9 protein-coding genes are annotated in these 15,042 nt (G+C 52.0%); 1 reads left to right on the forward strand and 8 read right to left on the reverse strand.

What is annotated here, in order from left to right; translation table 11 throughout:
• Window positions 1–214: 214 nt before the first annotated feature.
• Both ACRDCA_RS10535 and evgA read right to left on the reverse strand, forming a co-directional pair.
• Entirely contained in the window at window positions 215–3,814 is a 3,600-nt protein-coding gene (locus tag ACRDCA_RS10535) for a response regulator (RefSeq protein WP_438689461.1), read from the reverse strand.
• Between the two features lie 4 nt (window positions 3,815–3,818).
• Complete coding sequence (gene evgA / locus ACRDCA_RS10540; RefSeq protein WP_438689462.1) at window positions 3,819–4,451, reverse strand: acid-sensing system DNA-binding response regulator EvgA; 633 nt, start codon at window positions 4,449–4,451, stop codon at window positions 3,819–3,821.
• Window positions 4,452–4,784: 333 nt separating this feature from the next.
• On the opposite strand from evgA, the gene ACRDCA_RS10545 reads away from it, so the two are divergent.
• Window positions 4,785–5,849, forward strand: a complete 1,065-nt coding sequence (locus tag ACRDCA_RS10545; RefSeq protein ID WP_438689463.1) for an efflux RND transporter periplasmic adaptor subunit — start codon at window positions 4,785–4,787, stop codon at window positions 5,847–5,849.
• A 32-nt stretch (window positions 5,850–5,881) separates the two neighbouring features.
• On the opposite strand, the gene ACRDCA_RS10550 is transcribed toward ACRDCA_RS10545, so the two are convergent.
• From ACRDCA_RS10550 to ACRDCA_RS10575, 6 genes are all read right to left on the reverse strand, one after another.
• Entirely contained in the window at window positions 5,882–8,491 is a 2,610-nt protein-coding gene (locus ACRDCA_RS10550) for a fimbria/pilus outer membrane usher protein (protein ID WP_438689464.1), read from the reverse strand.
• Window positions 8,492–8,621: 130 nt separating this feature from the next.
• Complete coding sequence (locus tag ACRDCA_RS10555) at window positions 8,622–9,152, reverse strand: fimbrial protein (RefSeq protein ID WP_438689465.1); 531 nt, start codon at window positions 9,150–9,152, stop codon at window positions 8,622–8,624.
• Window positions 9,153–9,714: 562 nt separating this feature from the next.
• Window positions 9,715–10,779, reverse strand: a complete 1,065-nt coding sequence (locus tag ACRDCA_RS10560) for a fimbrial protein (RefSeq protein WP_438689466.1) — start codon at window positions 10,777–10,779, stop codon at window positions 9,715–9,717.
• 86 nt (window positions 10,780–10,865) lie between these two features.
• Window positions 10,866–11,603, reverse strand: a complete 738-nt coding sequence (locus tag ACRDCA_RS10565) for a fimbrial biogenesis chaperone (RefSeq protein ID WP_438689467.1) — start codon at window positions 11,601–11,603, stop codon at window positions 10,866–10,868.
• Between the two features lie 121 nt (window positions 11,604–11,724).
• Complete coding sequence (locus ACRDCA_RS10570) at window positions 11,725–14,322, reverse strand: fimbria/pilus outer membrane usher protein (protein ID WP_438689468.1); 2,598 nt, start codon at window positions 14,320–14,322, stop codon at window positions 11,725–11,727.
• 138 nt (window positions 14,323–14,460) lie between these two features.
• Window positions 14,461–14,988, reverse strand: coding sequence for a fimbrial protein (locus tag ACRDCA_RS10575; protein WP_438689469.1), 528 nt, complete (start codon window positions 14,986–14,988; stop codon window positions 14,461–14,463).
• Window positions 14,989–15,042 lie beyond the last annotated feature (54 nt).

Here is a 15,042-nt window from a genome sequence, read left to right on the forward strand (position 1 = left end):
GCACGTCGTAAAATATAGGACAGGGATTATTTAAATGAAGGATGGGAGCTACGCATGTAGGCAATCATGTTCTCCCCTCGGCAGCCCTAAATAAACTAACACCAAAACCGATAGAATTAAACCTGCAGCGAAAACGACAAACCCCACATTTACGTGGGGTTAGGTAACAATTTGCCGCCTTTTATGCAGAGGGTGGACTGAAAAAATAGCCCCCTCAGTATCTAGTCATTCTGAAAAAAGCCTCTATTGACGCACTAAACGCCCGGAGTTGCTGTTCAAGCTGCTCCATACCTGGTTCAAAATCCGGATTATGTTGGCCAGCTGACAACTGGTTTTCCAACTTTTCCGCCAACTGATACAACTCCGTTGCGCCGAGCAATTGCATCGAACCGTTGATCCGGTGCAAATGCTGCCTCAGGACGTCCCATTCCTGATGGTTCAATGCCCGCAAGGCGGCTGCCAGGTCTTTGTCATTTTCTGTTCGTGACTTCTCTAGCATCTGGCGCATGAGTTTTTTGTCCCCACGGCTATATACCTCAAGGGCCTGCATATCGATAAACTCGCCTAACGAATGCTCCTCTGGTGCCGAGTCTACGCTGCTTAAGGCTGCCTTGAGCTGTTGCAGGTCCACGGGTTTAAACAGACAGAGATCCATCCCCATTGCCAGACAGCGCTCTTTTTCATCGTTTTGTGCATTAGCGGTTAATCCCCAAATAACGATCTGCCGATTAAACTCGCGTACCCGCCGGGTCAGCGTCATACCGCACATATTGGGCATATTCAGATCGGTGATCAGCAGGTCGTAATCCTGCTTTTGGATCAAGTCGAGCGCCTGAACGCCATCTTCGGCCTCATCAACGTGGTATCCCAGCAGATCCAACTGACGGCGGAGCAACAGGCGGTTGGTAGGGTGATCGTCAACAATCAGGATCTTGAGCACTGCGGGTAAGCTGGAAACATCCTCCGGCATTAACAACAAGGCCGGGGCCGTGTTAGAAATACGGGTTTCCAGAGTCACGGTCATCGTCGTACCCACGCCGGGTTGGCTGAACATAGTGATTTGCCCCGCCATGCGTTCGACCATTTCACGGCAAATTGCCAACCCAAGTCCTGAGCCGATATGTTTTTTACCAACGCGAGTCTGGCTGAACGGTTTAAACAGTTGCTGTTGCTCCTCAAGGCTAATCCCTACACCGGAATCTCTGACGCTAAGCGTCAGATGTCCCCTTTCCTCTCCCAACGCCTGCGTGTGAGCAATCACCTCTATTCCACCCACGTTGGTGAACTTGATCGCATTACTCAACAGATTCGACAGCACCTGCCTCATCGCCTGCGGATCCAACCAGAGCAATTCGCCATACTCGAGACGGCAACTGACCGTCAACTTGAGCTTCTTCTGGCTGGCCAGGCCGGCAAAGTTAGCCACCGTCGTGTTTATCAGCGCTTCAAGATCCACCCATTCCGGTGCAAGGGTAAAGTGACCCGACTCAATTTTCTCCATATCCAGCACGTCGCCAATCAGGCCGACCAGCGACTGGGCGGTGTTATACGCCAGTTGAACCGACTCCTGCACCTCCTCCGGGCTTAGTCTACGGGTGGTCAGCAGCTCCAGGAACCCCATAATGGCGCTGACCGGGGTTCGGATTTCATGGCTCATGCTGGCTAAAAACTGGCTTTTTGCCTGGCTGGCATCAATCGCTTTATCTTTCTCGATCTGCAACGCCTTCATCAACTGCCTGGATTCAGTGATGTCCTGCCAGCCACAAATCAGCGTGGCGGGCATATTTTCTGGCATCAGACATAACGTTAACCAATGCAAAATAAGGCGATCTTCCTCGCCATTATTGAGTACCAACTGGTGCGTGATCACGGTATCCGGCGTCAGCCCCTGCTGGATCTCCTGTTGAACGGCAGGAAAAATACCGCCCAACGGGTTACGGCGATCAAAAAGGGAATGACTCATCGCTTCACGCAGTTCAGGGGTAAAGAACTCACCGAAAGCGCGGTTGTAATTCTCCACTTCCCCTTCAAGAGTGATGACATAAACCGGCACTGGCATCGAGTTGGATAACGTCTGGCGAAACATCAGCTGATAACTGAGTGCAGCCTGTGCCGCTTTGCCTCTACGTATCGCACGCAGCAGGTACACGCCCCACAGCAGGCTGCTGAAAACCAGTAGTATCGCAAGCCCTATCACCCAATAAAACGGGCGGTTATAGAGATTCCAGGTGCTGATTTTGACATCAGGGGCTTTGACCCATTTAGTCGCCAGATTAAGTATTTCTTTCGGGGGAATATTATCCAACGCCTTGTTCAAAATGCTTTGTAGCTCGGGGGCGTTACGCCGAACGGCAAAGCTGATTTGTGCCAAGGGTTCGTCGGGGATCCGGGTATAGACCATCGCACCGGGATAGTAGTGATCGATAATAAAGCGGGCTGCGAGTTGGGTAGAAACCACCCCGTCGACATCATTCATCATAAGTTTACTGAGCGCCGTACTGGTGTTTTTGGTCACCACCCACTGAACACCGGGGTATTTCTTGCGTAATACTTCACTGCGGGGATGGAAAGCCGGGATGGCAATCCTGGAGCCTGGCATCAGCACATCCGCTTGCCCGGATATGGTGCGTGTCACCATGACATAAGGCGTGGTAATGAAGGGGTGAGTGAATAGCATGTTGGTTTCGCGCTCAACGCTGTAAGTGGCAGAAGGCATGACATCCCATCCGCCCTTACGCATGATATCGGCTATGTCAGTGTTGGAGTTGACCATCACCGGTTGGAAAGCCAAACCGGTTTGCAGTTGTATCAGATTCAGGATATCGCCAAGCAATCCTCTGATTTCCTGGTTGTCATCCACCATGCTGAACGGGGGATAATACGGATTGATCAGGACGTGCAGCACCGGCTTTTTCGCCATCCAGCGCTGTTCCCCAGGCGTAAATTTTATGGTTTTGTTTAAAAATGAAATGTTGCCACCAGCCAGCCATGACTGGGCAATTTGCTTATCGGTTTCCTCGCTCAGAGAGCTGATAAAAGTGTCGATAATACCTAGCAGTTGCTGCTGGTTTTTCATGGCCACAAAGTGTTGATCCATTTGAGGTTCACGCCAGAACTTGACCATTTCCAGCGACTGGTAAAAATCACTGCTAATCATGGAACCGGAAGTAAGATTATCCCCCAAAAAGTAGTCATTCTCCTTCGTGAAAACCGAGAACATCGCCAGGTAGTTATCCGTATATGACGTAATTTCCGCCTTGGGGAAGATCATTTTAATAAATTGCTCTGAAGGATAGCCTTGTTTAATCGCAACCCTGACTTCGTCATGTTCATTGGACAGTGGTTTCATCAAGTCTGCCTGGCGCGTTACCAGCGTCGGGTAAGCACGCACCAATGAAAGTGAGGCAACAAAAGGTTCCGTTAACGCTTCATCGCTGGCGAGTGGAGTCAGAACCAGATCCACATTTCCAGCGGTCAGTGCGGCATAGGCGTGCGCCTTATCAACGTAATGCTGGATGACCACCTTGATTTTCAGCGAGTCTTCCAGCAAAAGCAGATAGTCTGCATTCATCCCCCGGTAGCGATCGGCAACAGAGTTCAGGCTGAGTGGCGGTTCTTCGATACCATAAACCGCCACCGTCAGCGTCTTTTTAGCCGCCAGCCACAACATATCATAGTGGCTTAGCGGCAGAGCTGGCGTAAATACCTGATAATCGCTGGCAAGGGTTAATGTTATCGGTTCAGTTGTTGCCGCCTGCGCGGGGCACAGAACCAACAACAGGATGAAAAAGGATGCAATAATCCTGGTTTTCATGAGGTTATCCGATTTTATTACGCTGTGAAAATGAAAAAAGATCCATCAACGTTTTGCAGTTTAACTTTTCCATTAAGCGACTCTTATAGGTGCTCACAGTTTTATTGCTGATACACATTTCCTCGGCGATCTTTATATTGTCGGCCCCCTTTAAGATATAGCGCATCACCTTGATTTCCTGGCTTGAAAGTGAATGTAGCATTTGTTGTTCGCAAGAGAGTGTCCTCATTAGAACGTCTGGCGATGAGGGGAAATAGCTGTAACCATTCATGGCGGCGTTAATGGCGGCAATAATATTGGTCATCCCTGTCTGTTTGCTGATGAAGGCATTAGCGCCAGCATCTGCACTACGCTTACCGTAAAAGAGATCGTTTTTGGCCGATACCACAATAATTATTTGGCTAAATGCCTGCTTCCTAAGTTTTTCTACGACATCGATACCGCTCACCTGTGGAATATCCACATCAACGATGATCAAATCTGGATCCAGTTGTGTAATAGCCAGCAACGCCTGCGCACCGTCCCCAGCCTCGCCGACGATAGTAATGCCTTCCTTTTCCAACAGGTTTCTAATCGCCATACGGGCTAACGGATGATCGTCAACAATAATGGCATTTAACATATTGATTTTTTTCATATTGAAGATTTTCGCCTTGGATAGATGGCCTGAATTAGATCTACTTTCCCTTCACGTTCATTGCAGAGAAGATCTGAGGAAATTGCAGTACTTAACGCGTTAAAGGCCTTGGGTATAAATTTACTTGTTCACTAACGTTTTTAAGAAAACACTTACAGATTATATTTGCCACTAGTTTAATTCAAGCTTATTTATTTGGACTTCACTCGTAGGATTCCACCTTCAAAATTTTCTGACGTGTCTGATTTATTTTGCTTGTAATAAAGATTAGTATCGCAATAAATACCCCCAAAAATTTAATAAAAATTATTCTTTCTATGGATGGAAGAATTAATGCTTCTCATAAAAAATCGACATGCTACAGGGAGTCACACCATCAAACCCTTCTCAGTAAAGGGAAATAAATTACGGCAAGTCAGTGCCGTGTTCATTTTTATCTCCTGTATTCTTTCCGCAGTAGGCGTGACAATTAATTCATTCCATGCGCCTAGTACCAACGATGCCTACATCTCTGGAAATGAAGTCTCCATTTCCTCATCGGTGAGTGGACGAGTAACTTACGTTAATTCGGCGCGCATTGAACTGGTGAAAAAAGGAGATGTGCTGGTACGTATGGATAATACCGAAGCCATGATTAACTATAAAGAGGTAGAAAAGAAACTAGCAGCGAGGATAAAAGTGACCAAAGAACACTATGCTACCCTTTGCCAGAATAATACCAACATCATGAAAGCCCAAATGGCCTACCAGCAAGCACTGAGAAGCTATAATCGCCAGACCCAGCCAAATAATATATCGCTACTTTCGGCAGAAGATCTCAAGCAAGCTCTCAAAACCGTTAACAGCAGCAAAAACTTACTGGATGCGGCTATTCGGCAATATCATCAAAATCAGCAATTGCTGTATGCACTGAATAAGGCACAGCAACAGGCGTTGTCGCAGGCTGCGGAAGAGTTACGTGAAGCCAGTGAGGCACTCAAGCATACCGAGGTTCGTAGCCCTGTAAACGGTTATGTCACTCAGCTTAATGTCCATGCCGGTGCTTCCATCACTCCAGGGCAGGCATTGATGTCTATCGTACCCGCAGATCAGGTATGGATAGACGCCAACTTTAAAGCGACGCAGGTGTCCAATACGCTTGTCGGCCAGAGAGTGGCGATCATTACCAATCAATATGGTCGTGACGTCGTCTTTGATGGCGTGGTTGAAGGGATCAATCAGGGTGCTGATATCGTCAGCTCAGTTCAGAGCGAGGCGGGTAAATGGGGCAATGATTTGCAACGGATACCGGTACGGATTGCCATTGATCCGATACAAATGAGCCAGTATCCGTTGCGATTGGGCTCAGCCACCCAGGTGATGTTGCTTGAGGGCTATTCTCACCTGGCGGCGTACTAGCCCTTTCACAACACAGCTTCGGCGGTACGAAATCACACCACGCACTTGGCAGCCACTTTCGGGTAGTCCTGCATAGTGGCAATGTTGGCCGGTAAACGATAATTCAGCGAACAACGCTGATTGGCTCCCTGCCCCCATTTCACCACCAATTGCCCCTGCGGTGCCAAACCGCGCGCAAAGATCAGGTCGCCCTGGCCCACCATCGCCAGATATTTGCCCTTGTCGTCCAGCACCTCGGCACCCAGTGGGATCGGTTTGCCATCCGAGCGACTGGCCTGCAACATCACTGGTGCACCGATTTCGGTCTCGTATTTCAGCATCGTGATGGCCCCGGCGCTGGGAGCAACCTGCTGGGAACTGCCCTGGATCTCTACATTTTGCGATGTCCCTTTCGGATCGAGCGCGATTTCGTTCTGGCGGTATGGCATCAGCCCGGAGACGACCCCGAAGCCGTTACCCTGAACTGCCGCGCCAACGTTGCTGCTGATGGTTGCCCCTGCCGCGCCTTTGGCCTCTACCACTGCCATGGTTTCCCCCTGGTACTGCGTAAAGTTGACACCCCCCGGATGGGCGACGACGCTGCCGCTCAGCCCCAGGTTCAGTTGCCGAGTGCTATTACCACTGCTGGCCCCACCGCTCATCACCGCATACGGTGAATTGTATTGCACATTGCCGCCCAACGAATTGGTGCCGTGGCCATCGGCCCGGTTGCTGCTGCCAAACACGTTGTAGCTCAGTTGGTTATTCTCACCCGCGGTACCGCTCAGGGTCGTTTGCGCGGTGGTGTTCTTGCTGTCGCTGTAATTGAGCGACGTCGTCAGCATCGGTGCCCGCGACTGGCCGCCCAATGGGATGCTGACGCTAGCCTGGTACTGTGTATCCGACTGGCCCGCCGAGCCCAGCGTCCTGCTGACACCAACATTGAAGTTACCCCATTTGTAGCTGTTGCCGTAACCGGCCTGGAACGTGGTGCTGGTGCCACCACCGTTATGCCAGTAATTCTGCGCCGAGCCGCTGAAGAACAGGTTGCCATAACCTTCGGCCAACGGTTGGTTGACGTTCAGTTGATAGCGATTACGCGGCCGGGAAGACTCGACAACACCGCCTGTCAGACCAGGTAGATCCCCTACCTCGTTAAACTTGGGCGCCTCGCTACTGCGTGCCCGAGCGAAATCACCGAAACTCAGGTAACCGTCGCTCGAAAAACGGTAGGCTGCCAGGGTAAAGTTGGTGCGCGTTTCAGGCAGTAATTTGCTGTAGGTCGCCCGGTAACTCTGCCCCTGCATATGCTCATCGATCCCGGTGGTATTGCCCTTTAAACCGCTAGCCCAGGACTGGGTAATATCTACCGCTACCGCACCCAAGCCGGTGTTCAGCGCCAGCCCACCCTGCACCGCCTGGTACTTGTCGGCGACAATGCCACCCGTGTAGGCGGTCACCAGGTTGGAAATCCCCTGCTGCCAGGTACCCAGCAAGAAGTTGGGGGTAGCGTCGAGCGTGCTGTCGCGGTATTGCCCCATCGACAGGTTGAAACGAGAAATTCCCGGCCGCAACATCTGCGGCACCGCCGCATAGGCCACGGTAAAGCTGCGGGTTTGGCCGTCAGCTTCGGTCACCGTCACCAGCAGATCGCCGGAGTAGCCAGTGCTATGGAGATCGTCGATGGCAAACGGCCCTGGCGGTACGCTGGTCTCGTGGATCACATTGTTGCCCTGGCGGACGGTAACTTTGGCATTGGAGTTGGCAATGCCACGGATCACCGGCGCAAAGCCGTTCTCGGTATCGGGGTTCATGCGGGTGTCACTGGTCAACTGCAGACCGGTGAACGGCACGCTGTCAAACTGATCGCCCGGCGTGAAGTATTGCCCCACCGAGAACTGTGCCCTGAGCGGTGCGATCGACCGCTGAGCGTAGCTACTGATAGCCTGATAGTGGCCGGTATTGTTGCCCTCATCCGTCCGGGTGTAACTGCTGTTATGCCGTAACCGCCAGGCCCCCAGATTGATCCCGCTGTTAAAACCGCCAAAATACTGGGTAGTATTGCCCGCATCCCGGTTATCGGTGTGGAAGGCATTGAGGTTGTAACCGACAAAACCGGCAGTGACGCCATGATCCCACAGTTCGGGCGCGACCACGCCACGGCGGGAACCGATAAAAGCCTGAGGGACGGTGATCTCCAACATCAGTTCACCGGTATTGGCGCTTAACTTGAAACCGGGGATAAATTTCCCGGCGTCAAAGCACTTATCATTCTTCAACGCCTGTTGGGCCAGCGCCGCCTCTGGGAGTTTGCTGGCATCCAGACCCCATTGCAGTACCTGCTCAGGCGTAAAGCAATAGTTCACCCCCGCTTCGGGGACAGTATGAGTCACGGCGATCTCCTGGCGGCCCACCCACAGTTCATTGACGTACACATCAAAGCGATAATGGCCAGGGGTCAGGGTATTGCCTTTGCTGAAGCGAGAGAGATCGGCCGCCTGGCCACTGAGCCCACGGAAAAAACCGGCGTCGAACTCTGCCAGCTCCGGAGAATTCTGGTCTGTGGCATGGGCAGCCGTACTTACCGCCATCGCCAACAGGCTGGTCACAAAGATCTGACGAGTCTGGCGAGGAGTAAATGCGTTTAAGACACGAGCAAACATAAATATTCCTCCGGAGATGGGGAGTTCTGAGGGCGACTAAACAGTGAGTAAATGTATTTTTTAAAGGCACCCCATGGTGGATGCCCTTAAAAAATGGGGGGACACCGTAATTACGGGTATCCCCAGGGGATTAGTTGTAGTTCATTGAGAATTCAACGTGTGAGACCACCTGACCTGCAGACGCACCGCCATCTTTGGAGAAATACTGGGCAAAGAACTTCAGGGTCCCTTCTTCACCCACGATTGGGGTAGTTACTGTGTCTGACGCCAGGTTGAGCGCGGTACCCGCTGCATCCAGCAACTGAACTTCTACGTTAGTGGCTGCGTTGGTGGAGGCCAGGTTTTTCATGTTGCCTTCCGCACTGATGTTCGGGCCATTTTCGAAGGTGGCAGTGGCGCCGGTGGTACCCACATCACAACCAGACAGTTCGAAAGTCACAGGCACGCGACCAGCCCATGAACCAGCACCAGCCAGTGCAGACTTGGACAAGGTTGGCAAAGTCACGTTCTTGACCGCCGGGCTGCTGGCACCATTAATCAGGCAGGTGCTTTCGGTCAATTCACCGGTAATGTTGATCTGCGCGTCGTAGGCAAAGGCGTTGCTTGCCAGGCCAGCCAGCAAAAGGGTTGCCAGGGCGGTTTTGATAGAGATTGCTTTCATGTTTTATATTCCTTGGTTTTACTAGAGAGTATTCAGCGCCACTAATGGTTTGCTGTTGATTAAAATTAACGATGATTAATGCTATTGATTCATGATTACGAAAGACCCCTGAATGGGAATGTCTCAGGGTTTTAATATATTGCCACATTGCTGAGCGGGGTAAATAAGGATAGCCTTATTTCATTACTCCCCAGTGATAACGGGCGGATCAGGTAACGCCAGAAAATAATAACAACATAATTATAAACGGAAACTAAACAGAAAATCCCCAATATGATTTAAATCAAAATTAACATTAAAATCAAAATAAAATCAATTTGTTATAAAAACAAAATCAGAAAACAAAAATAAGCACAACGATTATTGCAATGCCAGCGCATGCCTATTTATTTAAATGCAGAGAATTGATATAAGGAAAACCTTATTTCGGGCTGAATTATTTTTTTGTTTATTGCTGATTCTGGGGTGTAAATACCTTACATGAAAAAAGACCTGCGTAGGCATTTTTGTTCAACCAATAAAAAAACCGGTAGATTCACCGGTTTTTTTGGCTGCAATATTGTTACTGATAAGAGAACGTCACCGTGGCTCTGGCCTTCACGCTGCCAGCCACCATATTCTGCTCTGTCTGCACATATCTGGCTTTCAGGGGGATGGTAAAGACCTCACTCCCTCCGCTGCTAGCGGAGCCGATATACCACTGATTGGTATTCCCCGAGGCCGAAGAATCGGGGCCAAAGGAGATGGGCAAACCATCGCGGAATATCTGCACGCCAACGCCAGACGCGGTGGTGCCCTCGGCGGGCTTGAGTATATTACCGGTATTGCCGGGATCGGAGCCATCGGTCATGGTGGCATACAGCTTGACGCCGCTGTCGCACAGTGTCCGCAGCGAGAAATCAGCCGGGGCACCTGCCGTAGAACCCACACCGTTGAACTGTGTTTTGCCGACCGGCAACAGCGGAACGTTCTGGGAGGTTGCACCCATCATCTGGCAGGTACTGGCCTTAATGGTCACCGTGCTGGCGTTGAGTATCAAATCGCTAGTATCGGTAACCGTTGAGTTAGGCCCATTAGCATAGACATAAAGCGGACTCTGCCTGGCAATTTGGTAAACACCGCTGGTCAAACGGCCAATGACGATCAGTTTAGCATTTATGCTTATCCCCATGCCTAATGAAGGACTGGGGTTAGGCAAGAACGAAGTAAATGGGTAGTTTACCGGCGTGTAACCCGCCCCCGAGGTGGCTTTGATCCCCATAATGATGCCGAGACTCGGGATATTGGTTCCAAATATCGGATAAGTGACACCATCCTCGGTATAAGTGATACCCGGAACTCTTGTCCCCATCGTAGGTAAGGTAATACCATGACTAATTAGGCAGTCGGCACCGCCGGTCAGGAAATTGGGGCTGGTCATGGTTGCTCCCCAGCCGCTGGAAATAGGCTGACCAATGGTAGGGCCGTCCGCCCCCCCTTCAAAAACCAGCGGCGGGAACGTGAGAGAAATGGGTGGCGGCGAGTTGCATATAAAAGCATAAGCCTGGGAAGTGCCCAGCAACGTCAAAGCCACGCCACACAGGGATAGCGCGCACAGCCTGGTACGCGATGCTTGCTTTATTTTCATTTTATTTATCATCTTCTGAAAGTCGGTATTCATATTCGAACTCGTGAGATCGGCCAGCCGGTGTCACCCCTGCTGAAACCGGTTTATCAGAGCGTCAGCGGCGTGGTTTGCGTAACAGCAGCACCGTAGTCGTTGACCCAGCTGTACGTCACGTTGGCTTGCCCGGCCGGTAGCGTACCCACCCCTTTCAGCGTGAGATTCTGAGTGCTGAACGGTGCCAGGGTTTTCCCTTCGGCATTTTTAAACGCTGCACTGCCACTTTTCAGGGCGACATTGGACAACGAGACATAGAACGGGCTGTTGTTACGCACCTGTAGTTCAACGCCGCTTTTACCAGACGCTCCCCGTGACCAGGTCAGAGACTCGGCGGCCTTGACCGGGTTACCCGCCAATCCTTCTGGGCGATAAAACAGTTTGATGCGCGAACGATAGGCCACCTGCATCACATTGGCATCGGCATCTTTTGGCAGCGGCGGCACGTCGAGCAGGTTGAACCAGAAGATAGACTCCCGATCTTTAGGCAGTGCTGCACCGGTAAACACCACGCGGAATGCTTGCCCTTTGTTAGGATCAATACGCACCAGCGGTGGCGTCACCAGGAACGGGGCGTTGGCGGTATCGGCACGGCTATTAGGGTCGCCACGATCGATCCACACCTGAACCATTGAGGGTTCTTTACCCATATTGGTTGTTTTTACGGTGATTTCCCGATCTTTAGCCGGATAAACCAGCCGGGTACCGGAAATAACCACGTTGGCCTGCACCTGAAATACCCAGCTGCACAGCACGGCAAAGAGAAAGGCGATAACTCGCGATCTGTTCATGATTGATATCTTCCAACAAAAAATGAATAAGAGAAAAACAGTGCTTTAAATAATCATAGCGCTTAAAAACAACTATGCAGGATTCGGATTTCCGCCCGGCATTACCGGGCAGAAATCGTGTTTACAGCTCGCACTTCGCAGCGATTTTTGGGTAGTCCGGTAGCTTGTCCAGATTGGCAGGTAAACGGTACAGCAGTGAACAACGCTGGTTGGTGTCCGGCCCCCATTTCACTACCAGTCGCCCTTGAGGATCCAAACCGCGCACGAAGATCAGGTCGCCCTGACCCACCATCGCCAGATACTGCCCCTTGTCACCCAGCACTTCGGCCCCTAACGGGATCGGCTTGCCGTCGGTACGGGTAGCCTGCAACATCACCGGCGTACCGGTCTGGGTCTCGTATTTCAGCATCGTGATCGCCCCAGCGCTGGGAGCCACCTGCTGGGAACTACCCTGGATCTCCACGTTCTGTGATGTCCCTTTCGGATCGAGTGCGATTTCGTTCTGGCGGTATGGCATCAACCCGGAGACCACCCCGAAGCCGTTACCCTGAACTGCCGCACCAACGTTGCTGCTGATGGTTGCCCCTTGCGCGCCTTTGGCCTGGACCACCGCCATGGTTTCCCCCTGGTACTGTGTGAAGTTGACACCCCCCGGGTGGGCAACGACGCTGCCGTTCAGCCCCAGACTCAACTGCCGGGTGCCATTACCACTGCTGGCCCCACCGCTCATCACCGCATACGGTGAGCTGTACTGTAGGTTGCCACCCAACGAATTGGCGCTGTGGCTGTCCGCCCTGTTGTTGCTGCCAAATGCGTTGTAGCTCAGTTGATTATCTTCGCCCACAGTACCGCTCAGGGTGGTTTGCGCCGTGGTGTTCTTGCTGTCACTGTAGTTCAGCGAGGTGGTCAGCATAGGCGCACGAGCCCGGCTACCGAGAGGAATGCTGATGCTGACCAGGTACTGCGTATCCGACTGGCCCGCCGAGCCAAGAGTCCGGCTGATGCCTACGTTGAAGCTCCCCCAACGATAGCTGTTACCATAACCCGCCTGGAAGGTGGTACTGGTGCCTCCACCGCTATGCCAATAGTTCTGTGCCGAACCGCTGAAGAACAGACTGCCGTAGCCATCGGCTAAAGGCTGGTTGATGTTCAGTTGATAGCGGTTCCGTGGCCGGGCAGACTCGGCAACAGTGCCAATCAGACCGGGCAGACTGCTCACCTCGTTAAACGTCGGAGTCTGGGTGCTACGCGCCCGGGCAAAGTCACCGAAACTCAGGTAGCCCTCACTCGAAAAACGGTACGCCGCCAGGGTAAAGTTGGTGCGCGTCTCGTACAGCAGTTTGCTGTAAGTTGCCCGGTAACTTTGCCCCTGCATATGCTCATCGATCCCGGTGGCATTGCCTTTCAGGCCGCTAGCCCAGGACTGGGTAAGATCCATTGCAAACGCGCCGATGCCGGTGTTCAATGCCAGCCCGCCCTGCAACGACTGATATTTCTCTGCCACAATGCCACCCGTATAGACAGTCACCAGGTTGGATATCCCGTGCTGCCAAGTGCCCAACAACAGACTGGGAACACTGTCGAGTGTGCTGTCACGATATTTCCCAGCGGACAGGTTGAAACGTGAAATCCCCGGCCGCAACATTTGAGGTACCGCCGCATAGGCCACGGTAAAGATACGGGTCTGGCCGTCGGCTTCGGTTACGCTCACCTGCAGATCGCCGGAATAGCCGGTACTGTGGAGATCGTCGATGGCAAACGGGCCGGGCGGCACGCTGGTTTCGTGGATTACATTGTTACCTTGGCGAATGGTGACCTTGGCATTGGAGTTGGCGATCCCGCGGATCACCGGCGCAAAGCCATTCTCGCTATCGGGGTTCATGCGGGTATCACTGGTCAACTGCACGCCGGTAAACGGCACGCTGTCAAACTGATCGCCCGGCGTGAAATATTGCCCCACAGTAAGCTGTGCTTTAAGCGGCGCGATAGAGCGCTGAGCATAGGTACTGATGGATTGATAGTGGCCGGTACTGTCGTTACCGCTAGCCCGGGTGTAGCTGCTGTTATGGCGTAACCGCCAAGCCCCGAGATTAACCCCGCTGTTAAAACCACCAAAATACTGAGTAGTATTGCCAGTATCCCGGTTATTGGTGCGGAATGTGTTCAGGTTATAGCCGACAAAACCGGCGGTGACGCCATGATCCCAAAGTTCGGAGGCCACAACGCCACGGCGTGATCCGATAAAGGCCTGGGGAATGGTGATCTCCAGCATCAGTTCGCCGGTGTTGGCACTGAGCTTAAAGCCAGGAATAAATTTCTCGGCGTCAAAGCACTTCTCGTTTTTTAACGCCTGCTGGGCCAGGATGGCCTCAGGGAGTTTGCTGACATCCAATCCCCATTGCCGTACTTGTTCAGGGGTAAAGCAATAACTCATCCCCGCTTCTGGGACGGTCAGGGTGACAGCGATTTCCTGACGGCCCACCCACAGGTCATTAACGTACACATCAAAGCGATAATGCCCGGGGGCCAGGGCGTTGCCTTTGCTGAAGCGAGAGAGATCGACCGCTTGGCCACTGAGCCCGCGGAAAAAGCCGGGATCGAATTCTGCAAGCTCCGAAGCCGCGTGCACAGTCGAACTTACCGCCATCGCCAACAGGCTGGTCATGAATATCCGCCGTGTCTGGCGAGGAGTCACTACAAGTAGAAAGCCAGCGAACATGACTATTTCTCCAAAGATTGGTGGGGTCAAGGGAAGGGATAACCAACAATGACCAAATTCCATTTTTTTAAGGGCACCTTATTACTGATGCCCTTAAAAAAAGAGGGATACCGAAACCTCAGGTATCCCCCAGGGGAATTAGTTGTAATTCATTGAGAATTCGACGTGTGAAACCACCTTACCGGCAGTAGCAGCACCATCTTTAGAGTAATACTGGGCAAAGAACTTCAGCGCGCCAGTTTCGTTGACGATTGGGGTAGACACGGTGTCTGACGCCAGGTTGAGCACGGTACCCGCAGCATTCAACAGCTGAACTTCAACATTGGTTGCCGGGGTGACGGTAGCCAGGTTTTTCATGTTGCCATCAGCGCTGATGTTGGTGCCGTTTTCAAAGGTGGCTGTTGCGGTTGAGGCGTCACAATCGGTAAATGTGAAAGTGACAGGTACGCGGCCAGCCCAAGAGTCTGCACCGGTCAGTGAAGATTTGGACAAGGTTGGCAGAGTGATGTTCTGGACTGCCGGGCCAGTGGTGCTACCATTGATTACGCAGGTGGTTTCCGTCAGTTCGCCAGTGATATTGATTTGCGCATCGTAGGCAAAGGCGTTGCTGGACAGACCGGCCAGGAAAAGGGTTGCCAGAGTCGTTTTGATGGAGATTGCTTTCATGTATATATTCCTTGTTTACACTAGTGTTAAATAAACACAGCAAATCATTTGCTG

It is taken from the genome of Serratia sp. (in: enterobacteria) (assembly GCF_051654945.1).
Lineage (GTDB): Bacteria > Pseudomonadota > Gammaproteobacteria > Enterobacterales > Enterobacteriaceae > Chania.